Source organism: Aestuariivirga sp. (assembly GCF_046294715.1).
Classification (GTDB): domain Bacteria; phylum Pseudomonadota; class Alphaproteobacteria; order Rhizobiales; family Aestuariivirgaceae; genus Aestuariivirga.
This window is the reverse complement of record NZ_JBKBKI010000034.1, coordinates 1-24,804: the sequence shown is the minus strand read 5'-3', so window position 1 is coordinate 24,804 and position 24,804 is coordinate 1. Positions and strand designations below refer to the sequence as shown.

At 65.8% G+C, this 24,804-nt stretch carries 11 protein-coding genes and 1 pseudogene; 6 read left to right on the top strand and 6 right to left on the bottom strand.

What is annotated here, in order from left to right; translation table 11 throughout:
• The first annotated feature begins 257 nt into the window (after positions 1 to 257).
• The 3 genes from ACK4HL_RS17400 to ACK4HL_RS17390 all read left to right on the top strand — a co-directional run bounded on the left by ACK4HL_RS17400 (position 258) and on the right by ACK4HL_RS17390 (position 5,425).
• Positions 258 to 2,735: a heavy metal translocating P-type ATPase gene (locus tag ACK4HL_RS17400; protein ID WP_409762974.1), complete on the top strand. Its 2,478-nt coding sequence runs from the start codon at positions 258 to 260 to the stop codon at positions 2,733 to 2,735.
• A complete protein-coding gene (gene cueR / locus ACK4HL_RS17395) occupies positions 2,732 to 3,178 on the top strand; it encodes a Cu(I)-responsive transcriptional regulator (RefSeq protein WP_409762971.1) in 447 nt (148 codons plus the stop codon). Before ACK4HL_RS17400 ends, cueR begins: the two co-directional genes overlap by 4 nt.
• Positions 3,179 to 3,310: 132 nt before the next feature.
• Positions 3,311 to 5,425 (top strand): alkyl/aryl-sulfatase, encoded by a 2,115-nt coding sequence (locus tag ACK4HL_RS17390; RefSeq protein WP_409762968.1) that lies wholly within the window; start codon positions 3,311 to 3,313, stop codon positions 5,423 to 5,425.
• Positions 5,426 to 5,453: 28 nt separating this feature from the next.
• Here the strand turns inward: ACK4HL_RS17390 and ACK4HL_RS17385 are convergent, their stop codons facing one another.
• Positions 5,454 to 5,918 (bottom strand): PilZ domain-containing protein, encoded by a 465-nt coding sequence (locus ACK4HL_RS17385; protein WP_409762966.1) that lies wholly within the window; start codon positions 5,916 to 5,918, stop codon positions 5,454 to 5,456.
• Between the two features lie 295 nt (positions 5,919 to 6,213).
• Between ACK4HL_RS17385 and ACK4HL_RS17380 the strand changes: the two genes are divergently transcribed.
• From ACK4HL_RS17380 to ACK4HL_RS17370, 3 genes are all read left to right on the top strand, one after another.
• The gene (locus ACK4HL_RS17380; protein WP_409762963.1) at positions 6,214 to 6,555 is read left to right on the top strand and encodes a hypothetical protein; all 342 of its coding nucleotides are present in this window, start codon (positions 6,214 to 6,216) and stop codon (positions 6,553 to 6,555) included.
• Positions 6,556 to 6,895: 340 nt separating this feature from the next.
• Positions 6,896 to 18,682 carry an Ig-like domain-containing protein gene (locus tag ACK4HL_RS17375; RefSeq protein WP_409762960.1) on the top strand — a complete coding sequence of 3,929 codons (11,787 nt, stop codon included), beginning with the start codon at positions 6,896 to 6,898 and terminating at the stop codon, positions 18,680 to 18,682.
• A gap of 87 nt (positions 18,683 to 18,769) precedes the next feature.
• Positions 18,770 to 19,447 (top strand): hypothetical protein, encoded by a 678-nt coding sequence (locus tag ACK4HL_RS17370; protein WP_409762957.1) that lies wholly within the window; start codon positions 18,770 to 18,772, stop codon positions 19,445 to 19,447.
• Positions 19,448 to 19,472: 25 nt separating this feature from the next.
• On the opposite strand, the gene ACK4HL_RS17365 is transcribed toward ACK4HL_RS17370, so the two are convergent.
• The 5 genes and pseudogenes from ACK4HL_RS17365 to ACK4HL_RS17345 all read right to left on the bottom strand — a co-directional run.
• Complete coding sequence (locus tag ACK4HL_RS17365) at positions 19,473 to 20,465, bottom strand: PAS domain-containing protein (RefSeq protein ID WP_409762954.1); 993 nt, start codon at positions 20,463 to 20,465, stop codon at positions 19,473 to 19,475.
• A gap of 200 nt (positions 20,466 to 20,665) precedes the next feature.
• Positions 20,666 to 21,415 carry a DUF6270 domain-containing protein gene (locus tag ACK4HL_RS17360; RefSeq protein ID WP_409762951.1) on the bottom strand — a complete coding sequence of 250 codons (750 nt, stop codon included), beginning with the start codon at positions 21,413 to 21,415 and terminating at the stop codon, positions 20,666 to 20,668.
• Positions 21,416 to 21,428: 13 nt separating this feature from the next.
• Positions 21,429 to 23,141 carry an AMP-binding protein gene (locus ACK4HL_RS17355; protein WP_409762948.1) on the bottom strand — a complete coding sequence of 571 codons (1,713 nt, stop codon included), beginning with the start codon at positions 23,139 to 23,141 and terminating at the stop codon, positions 21,429 to 21,431.
• Positions 23,142 to 23,720: an acetyltransferase gene (locus ACK4HL_RS17350; protein ID WP_409762945.1), complete on the bottom strand. Its 579-nt coding sequence runs from the start codon at positions 23,718 to 23,720 to the stop codon at positions 23,142 to 23,144.
• 851 nt (positions 23,721 to 24,571) lie between these two features.
• Positions 24,572 to 24,804: pseudogene (locus tag ACK4HL_RS17345) on the bottom strand (hypothetical protein); the annotation flags it as partial.

The window sequence follows — 24,804 nt, the reverse complement described above, 5'->3', positions numbered from 1 at the left end:
GGTTCAGATGGAGCTTGCCAGCGTGGCAAGGTCAAGCCCCGTACTCGGAAGAAGTTGAGATCCTAGGTGCTGTTCCCGGGCAAGCGCTGCGCTGGCCGCGCCCGCCGGGCCCAAGGTGCAATCTTTGAGTGTTAGGCTGCGTGAGGGTTGTGCAGCCCTCCATGGGGCGCACGCTGGCGACACAAAGCTTGAAATCACCTCTTGACCCTCCCATCGTTGGAAGCCCCACACCTCGATCATCATCGAGGAGGTTCGATATGACAGACACAGCCACACTCCCGCTCCAGAGCTTTCCCGTGGAAGGCATGACCTGCGCCTCCTGCGTCCGCAGGGTCGAAAAGGCGATCAGCAGCGTACCCGGGGTGCGGAGCGCATCCGTCAACCTCGCAACCGAGCGCGCTGACGTGCGCATGGAGGACAGCGTGAGCCCGGAGGCCGTGGTCGCCGCCATCCGTACCGCCGGATACGAGGTGGCAAGCCAGACGACGGAAATCGGGGTCGAGGGCATGACCTGCGCTTCCTGTGTGCGCCGCGTGGAAAAGGCGATCTCGGCGGTGCCGGGCGTCATCTCCGCCTCCGTCAATCTCGCCACGGAGCGGGCCAGCCTGAAACTTCTGCCCGGTACGCCGCTTGCGGCCATCGAGGCGGCGGTCCGCAAGGCGGGCTACGAGCCGCGGCGCCTCACGGCAAGCGCCGATTCGGCGGATGCGCGCCAGGCTCAAAAGGAAACCGAATACCGCAAGCTCAAGCGCGACTTTGCCATTGCCGGCATACTCACCCTCCCGCTCTTCCTGATCGAGATGGGATCGCATGTGATTCCCGGCTTCGGCCACTGGCTGCATTCGGTCGACCGGCACATGCTTCACCTCTTCTATTTCGTGCTCGCCACCATCGTTCAGTTCGGGCCGGGGCTGCGCTTCTACCAGAAGGGGATTCCGGCGCTGGTGCGGTTCTCGCCCGAAATGAACTCGCTGGTGGTGCTGGGCTCCACCGCTGCCTGGGGTTATTCGGTCGTCGCCACCTTCATTCCGCAGGTGCTCCCCGACGGCACGGCCAACGTCTACTATGAAGCCTCGGCGGTGATCGTCACTTTGATCCTGCTCGGGCGGCTGCTCGAGGCGCGCGCCAAGGGCCGCACCAGCGAGGCCATCACAAAGCTCGTCGGGCTCCAGGCCAAGTCGGCGCGTGTCGTCCGCGGCGGCGAGGTCGTGGACCTGCCGCTCGAGGAGGTGATGGCGGGCGACGTGGTGCAGGTGCGCCCGGGAGACCGGCTGCCGGTCGACGGCGTGGTTCTCGAGGGCTCCTCCTACGTGGACGAGTCGATGATCACGGGCGAGCCCATCCCGGTCATCAAGGGCGAAGGAGCGGAGGTGGTGGGGGGCACCATCAACAAGACCGGGAGCTTCACTTACCGCGCAACCAAGGTCGGGGTCGATACGCTGCTTGCGCAGATCATCCGCATGGTGGAACAGGCGCAGGGTGCGAAGCTGCCGATCCAGGCGCTGGTGGACCGCATCACCTCCTGGTTCGTTCCTGCCGTCATGGCGGCAGCGTTGGCGACCTTCCTGGTTTGGCTCGTCTTCGGGCCGGAACCGGCGCTCACCTTCGGCCTCGTCAATGCCGTGGCCGTGCTGATCATCGCCTGCCCCTGCGCCATGGGCCTTGCGACCCCCACCTCGATCATGGTGGGCACCGGCCGGGCGGCGGAGCTCGGCGTGCTGTTCCGGCAGGGCGAGGCGCTGCAGAGCCTGCGCGGCGTCGCGGTGGTGGCGCTCGACAAGACCGGCACGCTGACGGCCGGCAAGCCCGAACTCACCGATTTCGAGGTGGCGGAAGGCTTCGCCCCCGATGAGACGCTGGCGCTGGTTGCCACGGTTGAAGGCGCCTCCGAGCATCCGATCGCGACGGCAATTGCGGCGGCCGCCAAGTCGAGGGGCCTGGAGCTTCCCGGCCTCACTGGCTTCGAGGCCGTGCCGGGCTTCGGCGCCCGCGGACTCGCCGGGGGCCGGGAGGTGGCCGTCGGGGCGGATCGCTACATGGTGAAGCTTGGTCTCGACCCCTCGGTCTTCGCCGCGGCTGCGGAGCAGCTCGGCCATCAGGGCAAGACACCGCTCTATGCCGCGGTCGAGGGAAGGCTTGCCGCCATCCTCGCCGTGGCGGACCCGGTGAAGCCCTCGACGCCAGCGGCGATCGCTGCGCTCCATGCCATGGGGCTCAAGGTGGCGATGATCACGGGTGACAACCGCCGGACGGCGGAGGCCATCGCGCGCCGCCTCGGCATTGACGAGGTGGTGGCGGAAGTCCTGCCGGAAGGCAAGGTGGAGACGATCCGCCGCCTCAAGTCCGGCGGGCGCCATGTCGCCTTCGTGGGCGACGGCATCAACGACGCGCCGGCACTCGCCGAAGCCGACGTCGGCATCGCCATCGGCACGGGCACCGACATCGCCATCGAAAGCGCCGACGTCGTGCTGATGTCGGGCGACCTGAGGGGTGTCCCGACCGCCATCGGCCTGTCCCAGGCGACGATCCGCAACATCAAGGAAAACCTTTTCTGGGCCTTCGCCTACAACGTGCTGCTGATCCCGGTGGCTGCGGGCGTGCTCTACCCGGTGAACGGCATGCTGCTTTCGCCGATGATCGCCGCCGGGGCGATGGCGCTGTCGAGCGTCTTCGTCGTCGGCAATGCGCTGCGGCTCCGGCGGCACAGGCCACATGACAAGGAGAAGAGGACATGAACATCGGTGAAGCCGCCACGGCATCCGGCGTTTCCGCGAAGATGATCCGCTATTATGAACAGGCGGGGCTGATTGCCGCGCCGGCCCGCACCATGTCCGGTTACCGCGTCTATTCCGAGAACGATATCCATGCACTGCGCTTCGTGCGCCGGGCGCGCGATCTCGGCTTCACGGTGGAGCAGATCGGCGAACTTATGCAGCTCTGGCACGACCGCAGCCGCGCCAGCGCGGACGTGAAGCGCATCGCGCTCGAGCACGTGAAGGTGCTCGAGGCCAAGCGACGGGAGATCGAGGACATGGCCAAGGCGCTGAAGCATCTCGCAGCGCATTGCCATGGGGATACAAGGCCCGACTGCCCGATCATCGACGATCTGGCGCATGGCAAGGCGGGGGAGGATCCCGGCGCCAGTCATCTCGGCCGCGGCTTCGAAAGGCTGAGGTAGCGCAGGGCGGCGTTTCGCTCCACCGGCATTGCTGCGTTTGTCGCAATCCGGCATCGCGGAGGCACTAGACATGTGGAACTCGCGCCGCTGCGGTTGCGATCCCCCGTGTTAGCCTGTGCTGGAGCTTGAGAGATGACGACAAGAAGGGAAGTGCTGGCCTCGATCCCCGCGACAGGCGCGGCCTTTGCAATTGGCGGTCTGCTCTTCGACGAGAGCCAGGCTCATGCGCAGGAGGCGGCGCAGCCTCTCGCCACCCATTTCCATCCCAAGGGCAAAGCGCCCTCGAAGTACACGATCGAGGTGCTGAAGAAATCGGCTGAAGACCTGCCATTCGCGGATGCCCGCGACTTCGAGGAGCTCAAGAAGGGCTTCATCGCGCCGATGCCGGACCTCAGGATCAAGGCCGACGCGGGTCATGATGCCGTGGACATGGAGCGTTTCCAGTTCCTCAACGAGGACAGGGAATTCGACAGCATCCACCCCTCCATGCTCCGCATCGCCAGGCTGAACAACAACTACGGCCTCTATGAGGTGATTCCCGGCATCTACCAGGTGCGCGGGGTCGATCTGTCCGACATCACCTTCGTGCGCGGCAAGACGGGCTGGATCGTCTTCGACCCGCTCGTCTCCGCCGAGGCGGTGCGCGCCGCCACCAGGCTGTTCCAGGAGAAGGTCGGCGAAGGACGGCCGATCACGGCGGTGATCTATTCTCATACGCACGGCGATCACTGGGGTGGCGTGCGCGGACTCGACCTCAAGAACGAAGACGTGGCCTCCGGCAAGGTGCAGGTCATCGCGCCGGTGGACTTCATGGACTTCACGGTGGCAGAGAACGTGTTTGCCGGCAATGCCATGAACCGGCGGCTGTTCTACCAGTACGGACTGCTTCTGCCGGTGGCGCCGCATGGCTTCGTCACCCAGGGCCTCGGACACAAGATTTCCGCCGGTGCCTCGGGCCTCATCGCGCCGACCCGCCTGGTGTCCGAACCGATCGAGGAATTCGAGGTGGACGGCGTGAGGATGATCTTCCAGAACACGCCCAACACCGAAGCGCCGCGCGAGATGAACACCTACTTCCCCGACATGAAGGCGCTGTGGATGGCCGAGAACGTCACGGCGACGCTTCACAACATCTACACGCTGCGCGGCGCGCAGGTGCGCGATCCGCTCCGCTGGTCGAAATACATCAACGAAGCGCTCCATCGGTTCGGCAAGGAGGCCGAGGTCATGTTCGCCTCGCATCACTGGCCGCGATGGGGAAACGAGCGCATCCAGGAGGTGCTGCGCGACCAGCGCGACCTCTATGCCCACATGAACAACCAGGTGCTGCATTTCGCCAACCAGGGTGTCACAATCAACCAGATCCACAATGTCTACCGGCTGCCGCCCTCGATCCTGCAGAAGTGGCACTGCCGCGGCTATCACGGATCGGCGGAGCACAATTCGCGCGGCGTGATCCAGCGCTTCCTCGGCTTCTGGGACTGCAACCCCGCGACCCTCATTCCGCTCTCGCCGGAGGATTCCGCGCCGCTCTACGTCGAGATGATGGGGGGTGCCGCGAAGATCATGGCGCGCGGGCGCGAGCTGCATGACGCGGGCCAGTATCTGCTGGCGATGGAGATCGTCAACAAGCTGGTCCAGGCCGAGCCCCAGAACCAGGAGGCCAAGGACCTGCTCGCCGACATCTTCGAGCAGATCGGCTACCAGCAGGAGAACCCGGGCCTGCGCAACAGCTACCTTTCTGGCGCCTACGAGCTCCGTTCCGGAATTCCGCAAGGGGAGGCGGCGAATTCGAGCAGTCCCGACGTGATCCGCGCCATGTCGACCGAGCTGTTCCTGAACTTCCTGGCCATCAAGATGGACAGCCGCAAGGCGGAAGGCATGCGCTTCGCCATCAACCTGGTCACCCCCGACAACGGCGAGAAGTTCCTGATCGAGCTCGAGAACGCCACGCTTACCAACATTCAGGGCTTCCAGGCCGCAAAGCCGGACCTGACGCTCACCATCAACCGGGCCGATCTCGAACTGACGATGATGGGAGTGAAGAAGCTCGAGGACCAGCTGAAGGACGGCACGGCCAGGGCCGAGGGCGATGTCAGCATCCTCGCGAAACTCGCCGCCACCATGGTCGAGTTCGACCCGCGCTTCGAGGTGATGCCAGGAACCAAGGCAAGTGGCGGCGCCAACGCCGGCATGGCCTCTGCCGATGCCTACGGCGCGGAGGCCGGCGCGGTCATCGCCGAGTGACGCCCGTGGGCCGGCAGTGCGCCATCGTTCAAAGGAAGCGCACGCCCACTTCGCGATCGGTGCGCCAGCGGGTCTCGCAGGTCTTCTCGCCGATGACGCCGGTGATCACCATGGTGAAGAAGGTCGGAAGTTGCCCGGTATGTTCCACGCGGATGCGGCAGCCGCTCGTCGACAGGTCGCGCACCTGGGCATCCATGATGCTGTGACGGTTGTTGTAGATCACCTTTCCGCCCCGCAGGACGCGGTTGCGGATATCCTTGCGGGAGTTGCTGTCGTCCCGCTCCGGCAGGGGAGGGGTCACGGCGGTGAGCGCCGCCGCGGGGCTGCCTTCCTGCTTCTCGAGAGCCTTCCGGAGGAGCGGCGAAGGAATCGATTGCAGGACTCGCAGCAGGCTGTCCGCCGGAAGGTTCCCGATCTGCTGCAGAATCGTCAGTTCGTTGAAGGCGTGCCCCACGTCTTCATGGAAGACTTCCTGGGAGAGAACCGTCGTCATGTGGATCGGCTTTGCTCGTGAAAAGGATTGTGCGACCGTTATTACCTGCAGGTCCACGCCCATGGGAACTGCTGAGGCCAGCATTCGCAGAGGCTGGTTGTCGGGCTGTTAAGCACCAGTCCATGAACGGGAAGGCTTTCGTTCAAGGGTTGAATTCTCAACCGGCAAGCGGGCTCATGGTTGCTGGACCGTTAACGGGACAAGGCCCATCCCTGCCTGCTTGCTTCGGCATGCCCGCGTATCTATCCTGCGCCTGCCGGAGCGGTTCATCCGCCCGAATCTGGAGGTTTGTCCCATGAAGAAAGCAGCCGTCCTGTTTCTCGCCCTCTTTGCGCTGCCCTTCGGCATGGTGGAGGCAAGCGATGCAGCCACCAAGAGCCAGAAACGCTACTGCCAGCGGCAGGCCGAGAAATATGCCGACCGGAGGGTCACCTCCAACACCGTCGGGGGCGCCATCGGCGGCGCGGTGGTGGGCGGCATCCTCGGCGGCGTGATCGGTGGCGGCTCGGGCCGCGACGTCGGCACGGGCGCAGCCATCGGCGCCGGCATCGGCGGCGTTGGAAGCGCGGCGCGGAGCTCTTCTCGCTGGGAAAGATATTACTGGCGCGAGTACGACCGCTGCATCAGCCGCTACTAGATCATCGGCACAGGAACAGTTTCGCGCCGCGGTCACTTACCGCGGCGCTTTTTGTTTTTCGCGATCTCCCCACGGTTCGGCCATCTCCACCTGGTTGAATTCCTTCCACCCAATGGCGCCATGATTATCAGGTCAAACTCGGACTAAGCGAACCTTGCCGTATACCCCTTTTTCTTAGATTTTTCGCTTGTTACTTGCTAACTAACTTAGTTTTATTTTGTGATTGCTTTTATCACTTGTTGAGAGCCGCGGCCTAGAGCTGCAATCAGGAAAACCACAATCAGGGGATCGGGCCGCCGGCGCGAGGGGGTGCAGGCGGCGATCGGCAGGGTGACTTGAGATGAGCAGTTTTCAGGTTGGAAAATCGATCAGCGTCGGCGCAGGCGGTACCTTCGTCTGGAACGGAACGGCATGGGTCTATCAGCGGCCGACACTGCGTGGTCTCCGCGGTCATGACAGGCTGCTCGGCAGTGCCGAGAGCGACATTCTGCACGGCGAGCAGGGCAACGACATGCTCTCGGGCGGAGGCGGCGATGACATCCTCAATGGCGGTCTGGGGCGTGACGTTCTCGACGGCGGGCAGGGGGCGGACCGCTTCGTGTTCAGTTCCGCCGCGGATTCGCCGGCGAGAAACGGGCAGTTCGACCTGATCCGGAGCTTTGCCTCCGCGGCCCATACCGCCAACGCCTCCGAGCGAGACCTGATCGATTTCAGTTCACTTCAGCCGGATCACGCACTCAGATGGACCGGGACCGAGGCCACGGCCTTCGGTGTGTGGACCGGGCGGTCAAAAGGCACGACCATGATCTACGCCGACACCGACGGCGATGGCCGTGCCGAGTTTGCGGTGCAGATCGGCGCCGCCGTGACGCTCAGCCACCGCGACTTTCTCGGCCTCACCGCGCCGGCGGCGCCCTCGGTCACGCTCCAGTCGGATACCGGCATCGCAGGGGACGCGCTTACCAACGACGGCCGCTTGAGCCTGAGCGGCGTCGAGGCGCGTGCAACGGTGCAGTATTCCACCGATGGCGGTTCCACGTGGAACGCGAGCTTTGCTGCAGGGGAGGGCGCCAACGAGGTGCTGGTGCGCCAGGTCGATGCCTGGGGCGTGCCTTCGGAGGCAACGTCGTTCACCTTCACGCTCGATACGCTGGTCGCCGCTCCAGTCATCACGGGCTGGTCGGAGGATACGGGATCCGCCGACGACGGCGTCACCACGGATGCGGATCTGACGCTGTCTGGAACGGCAGAAGCGCATGCCACCGTCAGCGTTTTCGACGGCGAAGTACTGCTCGGCAGCACGGTCGTTGCGGAAGACGGCAGCTGGAGCCTCGAGACGGGGGAACTGCTGGCGACGGCGCACAGCTTCACGGCCCGGGCGCTGGACAGGGCCGGCAACGAATCCGCCTTTTCAACCGCGCTTGATGTGAGCGTCTCGCGCAGCGTCATCGACGTGACCACTCTGTCCCCGGCGCAGGGTTTCATCATCCAGGGTGACGAGGCGGGCGACAATTTCGGCTGGAGTGCTGCCTCGGCGGGGGACATCAACGGCGACGGCTTCGACGACTTTGCCGCTTCGGCGTTTGCCGGCAACGACGGCGGTTCCTTGGCGGGCGAAACCTATGTCGTGTTCGGCAAGTCCGCTCCCTATGGCTCGGCGGATGCGGCGGGCCGGAGGGCGCTCGATCTCACCACTCTCGCGCCGGAGGACGGCTTGATCATCCAGGGAGATGCGGCAGGCGACCAGTCGGGCTTCGCCATCGCGGGCGCGGGGGACGTGAACGGCGACGGCTTCACCGATCTCCTCATCGGCGCACGGCTCGGCGATGACGGAGGCAACGATGCGGGCGAGGTTTATGTGGTGTACGGGGGCGCTTCCGGCTTCGGCGCGGTGGACGCCACGGGGCGCCGCGTTCTCGATCTCTCGACGCTCACCAGCGCGCAGGGCTTCGTCATCCAGGGTGACATGGCGGGCGACCAGGCGGGCCACAGCCTCGCCGCAGCGGGAGACGTGAACGGCGACGGCTTCGATGACATCATCGTCGGCGAGCGCTACAGCGACGACGACGGCGTGAATTCCGGTGCAGCCTACGTGATCTTCGGCAGTGCGACGGGTGGCGTCACGCGGATCGATCTCTCCACCCTCTCGGACGAACAGGGCTTCGTCATCCGCGGCGATGCGGCGGGAGACAATGCCGGGGCGAGCGTCGGCGCGGCGGGCGACATCAACGGCGACGGCTATGCCGACGTCGTGGTGGGAGCCCCCGGTGGCGACGACGTGGCCACCAATGCGGGCGAGGCCTATGTGATCTACGGCAAGGCCGCGGGCTTCGGCGCGGCGGATGCGGCGAACCGTTACGTGGTCGATCTCTCCACCCTGACAGCCGCCGAGGGCTTCATCCTCCGGGGTGCGGCGGAGGGCGATGCCGCGGGAATCGCGGTTTCGACGGCGGGCGACGTCAACGCTGACGGCTATGACGACCTGATCGTGGGCGTTTATGCGAGCGACGTGGCCGCGCATGACGCTGGCGAGGCGCAGGTGATCTTCGGCGGCCCCGCAGGGTTCGGAACGCCGGATGCTTCGGGCCGCAACGTGCTGGACCTCGCCGGCCTCACCGCGGCGCAGGGCTTCACCATCCGCGGAGAGGCGGCGAGTGACCTAACGGCCTGGAGCGTCGCGAAGGCTGGCGACGTCAACGGAGACGGCTACGACGACCTGATCGTGAACGCCCGGCAGGGTGATGATGGCGGCGTGGACGCCGGCGAGGCCTATGTGATCTTCGGCAGGGCCACGGGCTTCGGCACGGCGGACGGCGCGGGCGGCCGCCTGATCGATCTCGCGACACTCTCGCCCGGCCAGGGCTTCATCGTCCAGGGCGATGCGGCTGGCGACACGCTTGGCAGCGCCGTTTCGTCCGCCGGCGACATCAACGGCGATGGATTCGGCGACCTGGTCGTCGGGGCGCGGCTGGGCGACGATGGCGGCGCCGACGCGGGCGAGGCCTACGTGATCTATGGCGGGGCCTTCGGGCTGGGCAGCACGCCGGTGACCACCACCGGCACGGCGGCCGCCGATATCCTTGTCGGAGGACTCGGCAACGATATGCTGTCCGGCAATGGCGGCGCGGACGTGCTGCGCGGCGGCGCGGGGAACGACCTGCTGGCGGTGAGCGATACGGGCTTCCTCCGCATCGACGGCGGAACGGGCACGGACACGCTGCGGCTTCAGGGATCGGGCCTGCACCTCGACCTTGACGCCATGCTGCCGGGCAAGATCACCTCGATCGAGGGGATCGACCTCACGGGAACCGGCAACAACCGGCTGACCATCGGCAAGCTCGACGCGCTGGGCCTGACGGAGGAGCGCTCCGGCGGGCAGGCGGTGTTGACCATCACCGGCAATGCGGGCGACAGCGTTTCGGCCGTCGGCCAGATCTGGTCCCATGCGGGCGCGGTGACAGAAGGCGGCGTGAGCTTCGGCCGCTACACCGTCGACGGCGTGGAACTCCGCATCCAGAACGGCGTGGCGGTGGAGCTGCGGCAGGGCATCGACGTCACGAACCTCACTGCCGCGCAGGGCTTCATCATCCAGGGCGATGCGGCGGGCGATCTGGCGGGCCACCCCGTTGCCTCCGCCGGGGACGTCAACGGCGACGGCTTCGACGACATCATCCTGGGTGCCTATCGGGGCGACGACGGCGGAGATTTTGCCGGCGAGGCCTATGTGATCTTCGGCAAGGCCGGGGATTTCGGCGTACTGGATGCTTCGGGGCGCCCGGTGATCGATCTCACCAGCCTTTCGCCCGCCGAGGGGTTCATCATCCAGGGTGACTCCGCGGGCGACAGGCTGGGCCGCGGGCTTGCCGCGGCGGGCGACGTCAATGGCGACGGCTTCGCCGACATCATCGTGGGCGCTTACCAGGGCGATGATGGCGGCAATTACGCTGGCGATGGCTACGTGGTCTTCGGCAGGGCGGCGGGGTTCGGAGCCATGGATGCTGCGGGCCGCCAGGTGGTGGACCTGAGCTTCCTCTCCGCGGCAGATGGTTTCATCATCCAGGGTGATGTCACGGGAGACCGGCTGGGCCGCGGCATCGGCACGGCGGGTGACATCAACGGCGACGGCTTCGACGACGTGATCATCGGTGCATACCGTGGCGGGGACGGCGGGTTTAACGCGGGCGAAGCCTATGTGATCTTCGGAGGGAGGGTCGGGCCCGGCATGCCGGGCGGCACGGGCCGCTCGGTGGTCGACCTCACCAATCTCACACCGTCCCGCGGCTTCGTCATCCAGGGCGACGCCGAGGGCGACATCGCGGGCATCGGTGTTGCCTCGGGCGGCGACATCAACGGCGACGGCTATGACGACATGATCGTCGGCGCCTTCGGCGACGACGGCGGGTCGAGTGCCGGGGAAGTCTATGTGATCTTCGGCAAGGCCTCGGGTTTCGGCGCCGCGGATGCGACTGGCCGCCACGTGCTCGACCTCACCAGCCTTACGCCTGCCGACGGGTTCATCATCCAGGGGGATGCCGAGGGCGATGAGCTGGGATTTTCGGTGGCCTTCGCGGGCGACCTCAATGGCGACGGCTACGACGATCTCGTCACCGGCGCGAAGCAAGGCGACGATGGCGGCATCACGGCGGGCGAAGCCTATGTGATCTTCGGCAAGGCCTCGGGCTTCGGCACCTCCGTCACCTTCGATGGCGTCACGCGTCAGGTTCTGGACCTCACGGCGCTGTCACCCGCTGCGGGTTTCATCGTCCAGGGTGATGCCGCTGGCGACGAGCTGGGCCGAACGGTCGCCTCGGCGGGCGATGTCAATGGCGACGGCTATGGCGACCTGATCGTCGGCTCGTGGTTTGGCGATGACGGCGGAATCGATGCGGGTGAGGTCTATCTCATCTTCGGCAAGGCTTCGGGCTTCGGCTCAGATGTGACGATCGATGGGGTGACGCGCCGGGTTCTCGACCTGACGACGCTTGCCCCGGAAGACGGCTTCATCATCCAGGGCGATGCCGCGGGCGACCAGCTGGGTCGCCGCGTCGCCTCGGCGGGCGACATCAATGGCGATGGCTTCGGCGACCTGATCGTGGGCGCCGGCAAGGGCGACGACGGTGGCGCGGATGCGGGCGAGGCCTATGTGATCTATGGCGGCGCCTTCGGACGCGGCGCTGCGCCCGTCGTCACGACGGGCACGGCGGCGGCCGAAATCCTCATCGGCGGGCTCGGCAACGACACGCTCTCCGGCAAGGGCGGGGCGGACGTGCTGCGCGGGGGTGCTGGCGACGACGTGCTGGCGATCTCCGGTGCGGGCTTCGCCGATATCGACGGCGGTACCGGCACCGACACGCTGGCGCTGGACGGGGCGGGCATCCCGCTCGATCTCGCCGCCATGCTGCCGGGCGAGATCAAGTCCATCGAGCGGATCGACCTCACCGGCACGGGCAACAACAGCCTGACGCTGGACCGGCACGCCGTGCTCGACCTCACCGAGGAGCGCACGGGCGGCGCGGCCATTCTCACGGTCAACGGCAATGCGGGCGACGCCGTCAGCCTCGCCGATGCGGGCTGGAGCGATCTCGGCACCATCACCGTCAACGGCGAGAGTTTCCGGCGATATGGCAATGATGGGGCGGAGCTGCGCGTCAGGGACGGCGTGACGGTGAGCGCAACCCAGGGCCTCGGCGGCGCGGATACGGGCAGCGCCGCGCAGACGGTCATTGACGTGCAGACGCTCTCGGCCGCCCAGGGCTTCATCATCCGGGGCGACACCGGCGGCGACATGACGGGCTTCAGCGTGGCCGCGGCGGGCGACATCAACGGCGACGGCATCGGCGACATCGTCATCGGCGCGCCGGGCGGCGACGATGGCGGCATGGATGCGGGCGAGGCCTATGTGGTGTTGGGCTCCGCCTCCGGCTTCGGCACGGCGGATGCATCAGGCCGCCGGGTAATCGACCTCACCACGCTTTCCGCCGCGCAGGGCTTCGTCATCCAGGGCGACGTGGCGGAGGATGGCGCGGGGATGAGCGTCACCCGGGCGGGGGACTTCAACGGCGACGGGTTCGAGGACCTCGTTGTCGGCGCGCCGTTCGGCGACGACCGGGGCATGAGCGCGGGCGAGTCCTACATCGTCTGGGGATCAGCTTCGGGCTTCGGCAGCGCCGATGCAGCGGGCCGCCAGGTGATCGACCTCTCGACCTACCCCATCGCACAGGGCTTCTTCATCCGCGGCGACGCGGCGCTGGACCTCGCGGGGACCAGCATCTCCGCCGCCGGGGATGTGAACGGCGACGGCTACGACGACGTCATCATGGGTGCGAGCGGCGGCGACGACGGCGGCGACAATGCCGGAGAGGCCTATGTGCTGTTCGGCGGCCCCGGCCCCTTCGGCGGCACGGCGGCGACGCGCCGGGTGTTCACGGTGGGAACGCTCACCCCTGCCCAGGGCTTCATCATCCAGGGCGATGCCGTCTTCGACCAGGCGGGCATCAGCGTTTCCTCCGCCGGGGACATCAACGGCGACGGCCTCTCCGACCTTCTCGTCGGCAGCACCGCCTCGGGCGACGGCGACGCGGCGCAGGCCTATGTGGTGTTCGGCAACGCTTCCGGCTTCGGCACGGTGGCCGACGCGCTGGGCCGGCAGGTGATGGACCTCACCAGCCTTTCCTCCTCGCAGGGCTTCATCCTGCGCGGCGCGGCGACGGGCGATGCAGCCTTCACCGTCTCCTCGGCGGGCGACGTCAACGGCGACGGCTTCGACGACATGATCGTCGGTTCGAGCCGGGGCGACCTCGGCGGCACGGACGCGGGCGAGGTGCATGTGGTGTACGGCTCGGCTGCGGGCTTCGGCACGGCGGATGCGTCAGGCCGCATGGTGCTCGACCTCACGGCTCTGTCTGCATCGCAGGGCTTCACGGTCAAGGGCGATGCGCCCGGCGACGAGGCCGGTGTCAGCGTCTCCTCGGCGGGAGACATCAACGGCGACGGCCTGGACGATCTTCTCATCGGCGCGGATGGCAAGGCCTATGTGGTGTTCGGCAAGGCTTCCGGCATCGGCACGGCGGATGCGGGCGGACGCATGGTGCTCGATCTCTCCGGCCTCGCCGCGGCCGATGGCTTCATGGTGGCGGGCGAGGGGCTGGGCGGGAGCGTTTCCGCCGCGGGCGACGTCAACGACGACGGCTTCGACGACCTGATCGTCGGCGCGCCCCGCAACGACGCGGGCGGCGGCGACGCGGGCGAGGCCTATGTGGTGTTCGGCGGCGCCTTCGGGCGCGGCAATACGCCCGTTTCCACGACTGGCACGGCGGCTGCGGACGTCATCCTCGGCGGGTTGGGCAGCGACACGCTCGCCGGCGGCGGCGGGGCGGACGTCCTTCGCGGCGGCGCGGGGAACGACGTGCTCGGCATCTCTGATACGTCCTTCGCCCGCATCGACGGCGGCAACGGCACGGACACGCTGCGCCTCGACGGCGCGGGCATGAGCCTGAACCTCGCGACCATCCAGCCCGGCAGGATCAGCTCCGTCGAGCAGATCGACCTCACAGGGATCGGCAACAATACGCTCACCGTGGACCGCCTCGCGGTGCTGGACCTCTCGGAGGAGCGGGCGGGCGGCAAGGCCATCCTGACGGTGACCGGCAATTCCGGCGACGCCATCGGCTTCGCCGACAGCGGATGGGTCTACCAGGGCAGCATGGCTTCGGGCACGAAGGGCTTCGAGCGCTATGTCAACGGCAATGCCGAGGTTCGCGTCGAGGGCAATGTGCTGCCCAACATCAGCCGGGTGATCGACACGACCACCCTGCTGCCGGGGCAGGGCTTCATCATCCAGGGTGACACGGCGGGCGACGTGGCGGGGCGGGCCGTATCCTCCGCCGGCGACATCAACGGCGACGGCTTCGCGGACCTGATCGTCGGCGCCTACAAGGGCGACGACGGCGGAGCGGACGCAGGTGAGGCCTATATGATCTTCGGCGCGGCCGGAGGCTTTGGCACGGTGGACGCCACGGGCCGCAGCGTGATCGATCTCACCAGCCTCACCGCCGCGCAGGGCTTCGTCGTGCAGGGCGACGTGGCGGGCGACCAGGCGGGCTTCAGCGTCGCCACGGCGGGCGACATCAACGGCGACGGCGTGGATGACATGATCCTCGGGGCGAGCAGGGGTGATGATGGCGGCGCGGATGCAGGCGAGGCCTATGTGGTATTCGGCTCGCGCAGCGGCTTCGGCGAGGCGGATGCGACAGGGCGCAACTTGATTGATCTCACCACGCTGACCCCGGCGCAGGGCTTCATCATCCAGGGCGACATTGCAGGCGATCTTGCCGGCAACAGCGTGTCCCGCGCGGGCGACGTCAATGGTGACGGCTTCGCGGATCTCATCGTCGGCGCCAGCCTGGGCGACGATGGCGGCCTGAGCGCGGGCGAGGCCTACGTGATCTTCGGCTCGGCCTCGGGCTTCGGCACGGCGGATGCCACGGGCCGCCGGGTTGTTGACCTCACCAGCCTCACGGCGGCGCAGGGTTTCATCATCCAGGGCGACTCGTCCGCCGATCAGGCCGGCGTGGGTGTGGCGGCGGCGGGCGACGTCAACGGCGACGGCTATGACGATCTCGTGGTCGGCGCCCACACGGGCGATGATGGCGGAACAGACGCGGGCGAGGCCTATGTGGTGTTCGGCTCGGGTTCTGGTTTCGGCAGCGCCGTGGCGGCGGGTGGTTTCACGCGGCAGGTGGTGGACTTGACCAGCCTTACGGCGGCGCAGGGCTTCATCATCCAGGGCGATGTCGCGGGCGACCTGACGGGCCGCGGCGTTTCCTCGGCCGGCGACGTGAACGGCGACGGCTTCGACGACATCGTCATCGGTGCTGAGGCCGGCGACGACGGCGGCACGGATGCGGGCGAGGCCTATGTGATCTTCGGCTCGGCGGCGGGCTTCGGAACGGCCGTCACCACTGCGGGCTTCAGCCGCCGGGTGATCGATCTCACCACGCTGACCCCGGCGCAGGGCTTCATCATCCAGGGCGACATTGCAGGCGATCTTGCCGGCAACAGCGTTTCCAGCGCGGGCGACGTCAATGGCGACGGCTTCGCGGATCTCATCGTCGGCGCCCACCTGGGCGACGACGGCGGAGTCAATGCGGGCGAAGCCTATGTGATCTTCGGCTCGGGTTCCAACTTCGGCACGGCCGATGCGTCGGGCCGCCGGGTGGTCGACCTCACGGGCCTCAACGCCGCCACCGGCTTCATCGTTCAGGGCGACATCCTCGCCGATTTCCTGGGCCGGGCTGTCTCTGCGGCCGGCGACATCAATGGCGACGGCTTCGACGACCTAATCGCCGGCGCGGGATGGGGCGACGACGGCGGGTCGGTCGCGGGCGAAGCCTATGTCATCTATGGCAGCACGTTCGGGCGCGCGCCGGCGCTGACCACCGGCACGGCCGCGGCCGAGGTGCTGATGGGCGGAACGGGCAACGACACGCTCACGGGCGGCGGCGGGGCGGACGTGCTGCGTGGCGGCGCGGGGGACGACGTGCTCGGCATCGGCGACACAGGCTTCGCCGACATCCACGGCGGCACGGGCACGGACACGCTCCGCCTCGATGGCTCGGGCATGAGCCTCAACCTCGCCACCATGGCGCCGGGCGAGATCAGCTCCATCGAGCGGATCGACCTCACCGGCACGGGCAACAACACGCTGACGCTGGACCGCCTTTCGATGCTCGACCTGACGGAGCAGCGCACGAACGGTGTGGCGGTTCTCACCGTCACCGGCAATGCAGGCGACAGCGTCTCGCTGGCAGACGCGGGCTGGCTCTACGGCGGCACGCTCTCGAGCGGCGGGCAGGTGTTCGAGCGCTACACCAGCGGCAACGCCGAACTGCGCATCCAGAACACGGTGACCTCCAACTTCTCGCGCGTGGTCGACACGACCTTCCTCGCCGCCTCGCAGGGCTTCATCGTGCAGGGTGATGCCTCACGCGACTGGGCGGGGCGCAGCGTGTCTTCCGCCGGGGACATCAACGGCGACGGCTTCGATGACGTCATCGTCGGGGCGCATTGGGGCGACGACGGCGGAACGGACGCGGGCGAGGCCTATGTGGTGTTCGGCTCGGCCTCGGGGTTCGGCAGTGCCGATGCTGCCGGCCGCAAGGTGATCGATCTCACTGGTCTCACGCCTTCGGAGGGTTTCGTCATCCAGGGCGATGCGGCCGGAGACTATGCGGGGCGCAGCGTCTCCTCGGCGGGCGACATCAACGGCGACGGCCTCGACGACCTGATCGTCGGCGCGCAGCTCGGCGATGACGGCGGCGTCAACGGCGGCGAAGCCTATGTGATCTTCGGCACGCGCGCGGGCTTCGGCACGCCCGACGCCGCGGGCCGCAGGGTGATCGACCTCACGAGCCTTGCGCCCGCACAGGGCTTCATCATTCAGGCCGACGTCTCTGAAGACCGCGTGGGCGTCAGCGTGTCTTCGGCCGGGGACGTCAACGGCGACGGCTTCGACGATGTCATCGTGGGCGGCAATCTGGGCGACGACGGCGGCGTGAACGGCGGCGAGGCCTATGTGATCTTCGGCGGCGCATCCTCTTTCGGAGCGGTGGATGGCACGGGCCGGCGGATCATCGACCTGACCAGCCTCACGGCGGCGCAGGGTTTCATCATCCAGGCCGACGTCGCCTTCGATTATGCCGGCACCAGCGTATCCTCGGCGGGCGACGTCAATGGCGATGGCTTCGACGACCTGATCGTCGGCGCGCCGCGCGGCGACGACGGTGGCACGGATGCGGGCGAGGCATATGTCGTCTTCGGGTCTGCATCCGGCTTCGGCACGGCCGTGACCGTGGGCGGCTTCACCCGGCAGGTGATCGACCTGACCACGCTGACGGCGGCGCAGGGCTTCGTCATCCAGGGCGACGAAGTGGGCGACCGTGCGGGCTGGAGCGTGTCTTCGGCGGGCGACATCAACGGCGACGGCTTCGACGACATGATCGTCGGTGCGCAGCGGGGCGACGACGGCGGCACGGATGCCGGCGAGGCCTATGTGATCTTCGGCTCGGCTGCCGGCTTCGGCACGGTGGACGGCACGGGCCGCCGCGTCATCGACCTCACGGCACTGACTCCGGCGCAGGGCTTCGTCATCCAGGGCGACACTGCGGGTGATACGGCCGGCGCCAACGTCTCTTCAGCTGGCGATGTCAATGGCGACGGTTATGATGATCTCCTCGTGGGCGCGGAGATGGGCGACAACGGGGGCCAGGATGCGGGGGAAACCTATGTGATCTTCGGCACCGCTTCCGGCTTCGGCACGCTGGACGCCACGGGACGCCGGGTGATCGACCTCACCGGCCTGACCGCCGCCCAGGGCTTCATCGTGCAGGGTGATGTCGTGGGCGACACTCTGGGGTCGGCTGTGGCAGCAGCCGGAGACGTCAATGGCGACGGTTTCGACGACCTTATTGCGGGCGCGCTCGGTGGTGACGACAGCGCCTTTGACGCGGGCGAGGCCTATGTGATCTACGGCGGCGCGTTTGGGCGGGGCACGACGCCGGTGACGACCACCGGCACGGCGGCGGCGGAAATGCTCGTGGGCGGGCTGGGCAACGACACGCTCACGGGCGGCGGCGGGGCGGACGTGCTGCGCGGCGGCGCGGGCAATGACGTGCTCGCCGTTTCGGATGCGGAATTCTCCAGGATCGACGGCGGCACCGGCACCGACACGCTCCGGGTGGATGGGGTAGGGGTCAGCCTCGCGCTTGGCAGCCGCACCGACGGCGTCGAGATCTTCGACATCACCGGCACGGGCAACAACACGCTGGCGCTCGACGGGCGGCAGGTGCTTGCCAGCGATTATGAGCGGTTCTTCGATTTCACCGCCACAGCTGCACCAAAGACACTCGTCGTGAACGGTGACGCAGGCGACGTGGTGAACCTCTACGGCATCGATCCCGACGGTGCGGGCGCGCTTGCCGCCAGCCACGCGTGGCAGCTCGTCCAGAGCGACGTCGGCCTCGATGGCGCGGCGGGCGGGGCCTATGACATGTGGTCTCTGATGGCAAATGGCGAGGCGGTGGCAGCGGTGGCAGTGGATGCCGACATCCTGGTGAACGCCTTCGGCTGAGGAGGCTTCTCCGGGGTGACTGGCGGAAACTGTTGCCCCGAAGCCCATTGCGCTGGCAGACTGAGGCTGCTGCAGAGAGGCGCACGCATGGCGGACAGGACCGTTCTTCTCACTGGCTTCGAGCCTTATGGCGGGCGCGACCTCAACCCGGCGCATGAAGCAATGAAGGCATTGGACGGGCGGGTGATCGAGGGCTTCACCGTCGCGGGGCGTGGGCTGCCGGTGAGCCTGAAGGAGGTGCGCGCGCGCCTTCCGGCCCTGATCGAGGATGTGAAGCCATCCGCCGTGATCTCGCTCGGCCTGGGACCGGGGGAGGCGGTGATCCGTCTCGAGCGCGTCGGCGTGAACCTCGTGGACTATGAGATCCGCGACAATGACGGGGCCTTCGTCTCGGACGACCGGGTAAATTCCAACGCGCAGGAGGCTCGTTTCGCCACGCTGCCGCTGAGGGCGATCGAGACGGCACTGCTGGAGCAGGGAATACCGGTCCGCCTTTCATCCGCGGCCGGCACGTTCCTCTGCAATGCCTGCATGTTCACCGTGCTCGACGTGCTGGCGGCCCGCTCCGCTCACGTGCCGGCCGGCTTCATCCATGTTCCCTACATCCCGGAGCAGGTGGCGGGCATGATCAAGGTCACGCGCGCCGGGGCGGGGCTCGACATCCATCAGCGCGCGGACGTCGCCTCCATGGAACTCTCCCGGATCGTCAGGGCGGTCGAAACGGCGATCGCCGTCACCGCGCTGCAGATCGGCGGTCGAACCTGATGCGACGGGCAGCGGCGCGAAAGCCTCAAGGATTGAGGGGCGATTCGATCGGCAACTCGATCCGCACCGTCAGTCCACCCGGTTTGAACTCAAGCTCGGCGGTTCCGCCGAGTTCGGTACGAAGGATCGAAGAGATCAGCTTGGTGCCGAAGCCTTCGTGAGCGGGATTGGCGACCGACGGCCCGCCTGTCTCCCGCCAGTCCAGAACGATCCGGTGCGGTTCCTCCTCGGAAATGGTCCATCCCACCTCGACGCTGCCATCGTCTGACGAAAGCGCGCCGTGTTTCTGTGCATTCGTCGCCAGCTCATGCAGAACCATGATGAGTGGCCGTAGCTGCCGCCGCGAGATCTCGAGCTGAGGTCCTCCCTTGATCCGGACCTTGTCGACGTAAGGGCCGAGCACCGTCCCCAGAAGAGAGGCGAGTTCGTGCCCGCCACGTGTGAAAAGAGTGAGTTCGGCAGCGACCAGGGCTTCGAGCTGGGAAAGGAATGCGTCACGGTACCTCGCGGCACCCTCCCCCTCGGCCCGAAGCTGGCGGGCAAGGGCGCTTGCCAGCGAGAGGAAGTTCTTCAGGCGGTGCTCGACTTCGCCTACCAGCAGGTCCTTCGAGGTTTCCTGCTGACGCCGTTCGGTGATGTCGTCGAACACGATCAACATGGTGAGGCTGTTGTTATCCGGGTGGACAAGGCGCCTCGCGGTGAGCGCCATGGTGCGGCGTCCGAGCCCGGGAAAGTCATGGGTGACCTCATATCCGATCACGGCAGTCGACTTCGGGATCACCTCCGCCAGCAGGCGGATCAACTCCGGGATGTTCCACTGTCCGTTGCCGAGGCTGGACAGGCGCTTTCCCAAAGTCTCCTCGCGGTCCACCCTGAAGGTCCGGAAGAAAGCGGGATTGGCGTTGAGAACGCAGATGTTCTCGTCGAGGACAAGCAGCGGACTGTCAATGGTGTCGAAGACACCCTGCGCCTGGATGTGCCCGGTCCGCAGCAGGCGGTATATATCCTCCAGAGTCATGGCATTATCCCCGCTGGGCCCCTTTCCCTGGCGCCTCTAATGCAAGTCATAGCAGCATCGGTTTTGAGGTTTCAACGGGCGCGGGGAGGGGGGTCTGACCTCCAGCCGGCGAGAAACACGGTTTCACTTGCTTTTGACCCGTGGGTCAGAATCAGCTCGCCGGATGACTTGCGCTTCAGGTTCGGGAGCAGCGCACATCACTATTCAATGATCCGCCGCAGCTTCTCTGAAAAGCTTTGATAGTAATCCCGCTGATAATGCGCCGGAAGAAAGCCCCAGATGTGCTGCACGTCGGCGATGACCGGCACGTCGTCAACCGCCACGCATTCGCAGTTGATTTCGCGTTCGAACACGGTTTCCAGCATCTTTGCGCGTATATTCCCGACAAAGTGACTAAGTTGCCGCTTGGGTTCGAAGGGATGCAGGTCACCTTTGGTATCAACATAGTACTCAGCCCAGCGCGCCTTGTGAAGAATGACCCTGCAATCCGGCAAGTTGTCGTGAAGGAACGCAGCAAGATAACGCACGGAGGCGGTGAAGGCTTCGAGGTAGCGAGCGGGGTCCCTGACAGGGTCGAAGAGGTCCCTGGAATCCAGCCTCTCCTTCAGTGCGGAACGATGAATGATGTAGCTGTTGGTCACCCAGCTGTCCCCGAACCGATAAACACCCCGGCGCGAGTCCAGCAGCAGATCGACAATCAGGACGTCGGGCTTGACGTCCTTCAGTGTGGCCAGAAAGCTCTTGTCGAAGTCGGCGCGAAGCTTCTGCATCTCTCCCTCGCGTATCTTGGGACCAAGATCGCCGGGTAGCGGCACGGGTTTGCAATTGAGACTGACCAGCGCAGACTGCTGGTAGGGCGGCGCCAGCCTGACATCGAGCCTCCGTCGCGGGTCTTGAAAATGAAACCAGTCTTCTGAGGCGCAGGTGCCGAGTATGGCAATCTTCTTCATCTGCCAAATCTTCTCAGTGGGTTCTTCTCAGCTTCTCAAGCAAGTCGCTCAGGTCACCCAAGTTCTTCACCTGCGTGACCTGTCCTGCCGGAATGCGAACCGAAAACTCCATTTCGGATTGCAGCATGAGATTGATGTGCGTGAAGCTGTCCCAGCCCTCGACCGTTTGCGGACTGGAGGAGAGAGACAATCTCTCCGGTTCAGTGCGGAACACCAGGGCCGCCAATTCGATAACCTGCTTCTGATGCGATGCTGTTTGATCAGCGTCAGGCCGGCTGTTCGAACTCATCATCTCATGGAGGAGGTCACGCAGCTTGCCGAAGTTGGGCTTTCCCGCACTTCCCCTGGGTATGGAATCGACTGCGATCACTCGCTTGGGTACCTTGAGCCTTTCGAGCTCGCTCCGGCAATGATCTGCCAGTGCGGCTTCTGAAATCCGATCGGAAAGAACGACGGCGGATACGGCGATTTCCTCGAAATCCTCGTCCCCGAGTCCGACGGTCACCGCCTCAAGCACCGCCGGATGCCGGAGCAGACATTCATCGACCTCCTCGCCGCGAATGAGCGTGCCGCCGGAATTGATCACCGACTTGACACGGCCCAGAAATGAGAAGGAGCCATCTTCGTTCTGCCGTACCAGATCCCCGGTCTTCATCCAGCCATCCGGCGTAATTGTCGCCGCAGTGCGGCCGGGGTTCTTCCAATAGCCTCTGAAGATATGCGTCCCTCGCAGCTCGAGTTCCCCGGCATGAGCGTCACTCGCGAGATCTGGCCGTCCGCTCACCACGCCGACCCGAGCTTCGCAGTCGATCGGTTTTCCTAGGCTTCCCACTGGTCCCATTTCGGGATGACGGCCGGCGTACAGAGCGGAGGTCACTGTCTCGGTCAGGCCATACAGGTTCCAGAGCTGCGTGCCGGATCGTTCTTCGAAGCGACGCCAAAGTTCGGGGCGCAACAGGGAGGCGGAACTGATGATGCCCCTGAAGTCTTCGCCGCCGAAATGCATGCCGACGTCGCAGGACCGGTCGAGCAGGCTCAGAACGGTGGGGTTCGTCACCATGTGCGTGGCACGGTGCTTGCGCAGCATTCCGATCCAGCCATCGAGTTCAGCGAGGTTCAGCGGACCGGGGCGGATGAATGTGCCTCCCGTTGCAACGGCGAGGAGGGGGCCGAATATGAGCCCATCCGTATGGGAAACGGGGGTAGGATTGTAAACTCTCGATCGGGAATCGAAACCGAACAGGCGGACCAGTGTATTCAGATGGGAGAACAGATTGCGCCTCGTGATTTCCACGCCGCTCGGCTCGGAGGTGGTCCCCGAGGTGAAGATCAGATAAGCGAGTTGGTCAGGATCCTGTTCTTCCTCGAGCTCGTGCTTGCCTTCTGAAGACGAGAAGATCCCCTCATTCTCCACGACGAGTGCGGGCTCCAGCAAGCGGTGGATCGATTCACGGCGGGTCGTGCCGATATCGAAGGGAAGCATCACGGGAACGATGCCGGCGAGCAACGAGGCCACGAACGCAGCACTTGCCTTAGCCTCATCTTCCAGCACGATCATCAGGCGATCGCCCCTCGAGACACCGGCAGCATGGAACGCGGATAGCGCCCGGGATACCAGCGAATGAAGTTCCCTATAGCTGGTTACACCGCCGGGGCGAATGAGATAGGGCTTCTCACCCCCAGTCGAAACATTTTTCCAAATGGCGCGAACCTCTCGCACTGTCATCTACTCATCTTGATTGTCCGAGCGGGAAGTCGCTGGCGATGCACGGGGTCGGAGTTCCCTTGCAGGGTTTCCGGATACGAGCATTCCCGGCTTGACCGACTTCCTGACAACCGATCCAGCAGCGATGACGGCGCCGGCTCCGATCTCCACATTCGGCAAGATCGTCGAGCCTGCGCCGACCAAGCAGCCCTCACCAATCCTGACGTTGCTGGCCAGTGTCGTTCCTGGCCCGATGCTGGCGTAGTCGCCGATGACGCAATGGTGGCCGATGGAAGCTGACCGGTTCAGCAGGCAGCAGGTACCGAGGATGGTAAGAGCGCCGACGACTGTTCCCGCACCTATGAACGCGCCGTCCCGGATCCGCGAGCTTGAAAACACAACGGCGGACGGATCAACGACGGGCCGGGCGAGAACCAGGCCCTTGGCCGAAGCCAGATCCGTCAATTCACGGCGCCTGAGCGGCGAGAAGGCGACGGGAACAAAGTGTAGACCGCTGAAGCGGTCCTCCATCTCGCTGAATGCGACGATGATGCGCGAGTTCAGAAGTCTTGGCGTTCCGCCGAGGTGTATCGCAGCCATGATCGGGATGCCGGCCCTCGAGCATACCTCCTCATACTCCACCACCATCGGAGATCGCGCACCGAACAAGATGGTGCCAGGATACGGCTGGGTTCCGGGAGTAGTCGAACCGGGCATGTTTCACCAAGATCAATGCATATGCATCGATGAATAAGAGACCGCCGGTATCTACAGTCGGTTGCCACACGTGACAATGTCTCGCACGAAAATCGAGGTTCTTTTCGGGTGGAATTGCGTTGAGCGCCGTTGGTATGGCTGGGGGAGCTGGCGGCTACTCTCCCTAAAGCTTGCCAAAATCTCTCGCCCTGTCAGTGATTTAGCAAACTCGCTGCATGTGGACTCTAGCAAGGAATTGCTGTCCAAAGCACGTGAAGACGAAACCTTGAAGGTTGATCGGCGAGGTGATTGCGACCACCACGATGGTCGCACTGAAAGTGCCGGGCGTGAGATATGTGGAGATTGCGACAGATGCGACGGCACGTGGAAACTTGTCGCGCGGGGACTGTCTAATCGGCCTTACGACCGCAACAAGCACATCACGCCAAGGTGCCGGACCTCCTTTGCGCGGCGCATGCACATTACCAGTGGCGTGACGAGAGACGGAGCTCTCGCGGCAAAGCGCAAATCGGGGTCGCCAATCGAACTCTCTTCCGCCAGCATGAAGTCGCTGCACATGGCGAATTCGAAAGTGCCCCCCGGCAAGTGCCCTTCAGGGCTGCGACCACCGTGGGTTCCCGCGCAGGATGTGCGCGTGTCGGATCCGGAGGCGCACCCTCAAGCTCATCGAACGCCGACAGGAGGTCATAGCCGGAGCGCCGGCCGACCTCCCGAACCCCCTCCGGCCTACTGTATCAGCCACCTTCATCCTCCCGGACGGCGGCCGTGGCGACGCGGGGCGTGCTGTAGAGGCGCTCACCCCGGGCCGAGATCTGGACATCCACGAGATAGCGCGCGATTCCTTCTTCGCTCATGACAATGCCGAGGCCCGGCGCATCTGGGAGAAGAATTTCGCCATTGCGGTCGGGCAGAAGGTGGGTCTCGGTCATTTCGTAAGCGACAGGCTTGGGCGCGAAGGGGTATTCGC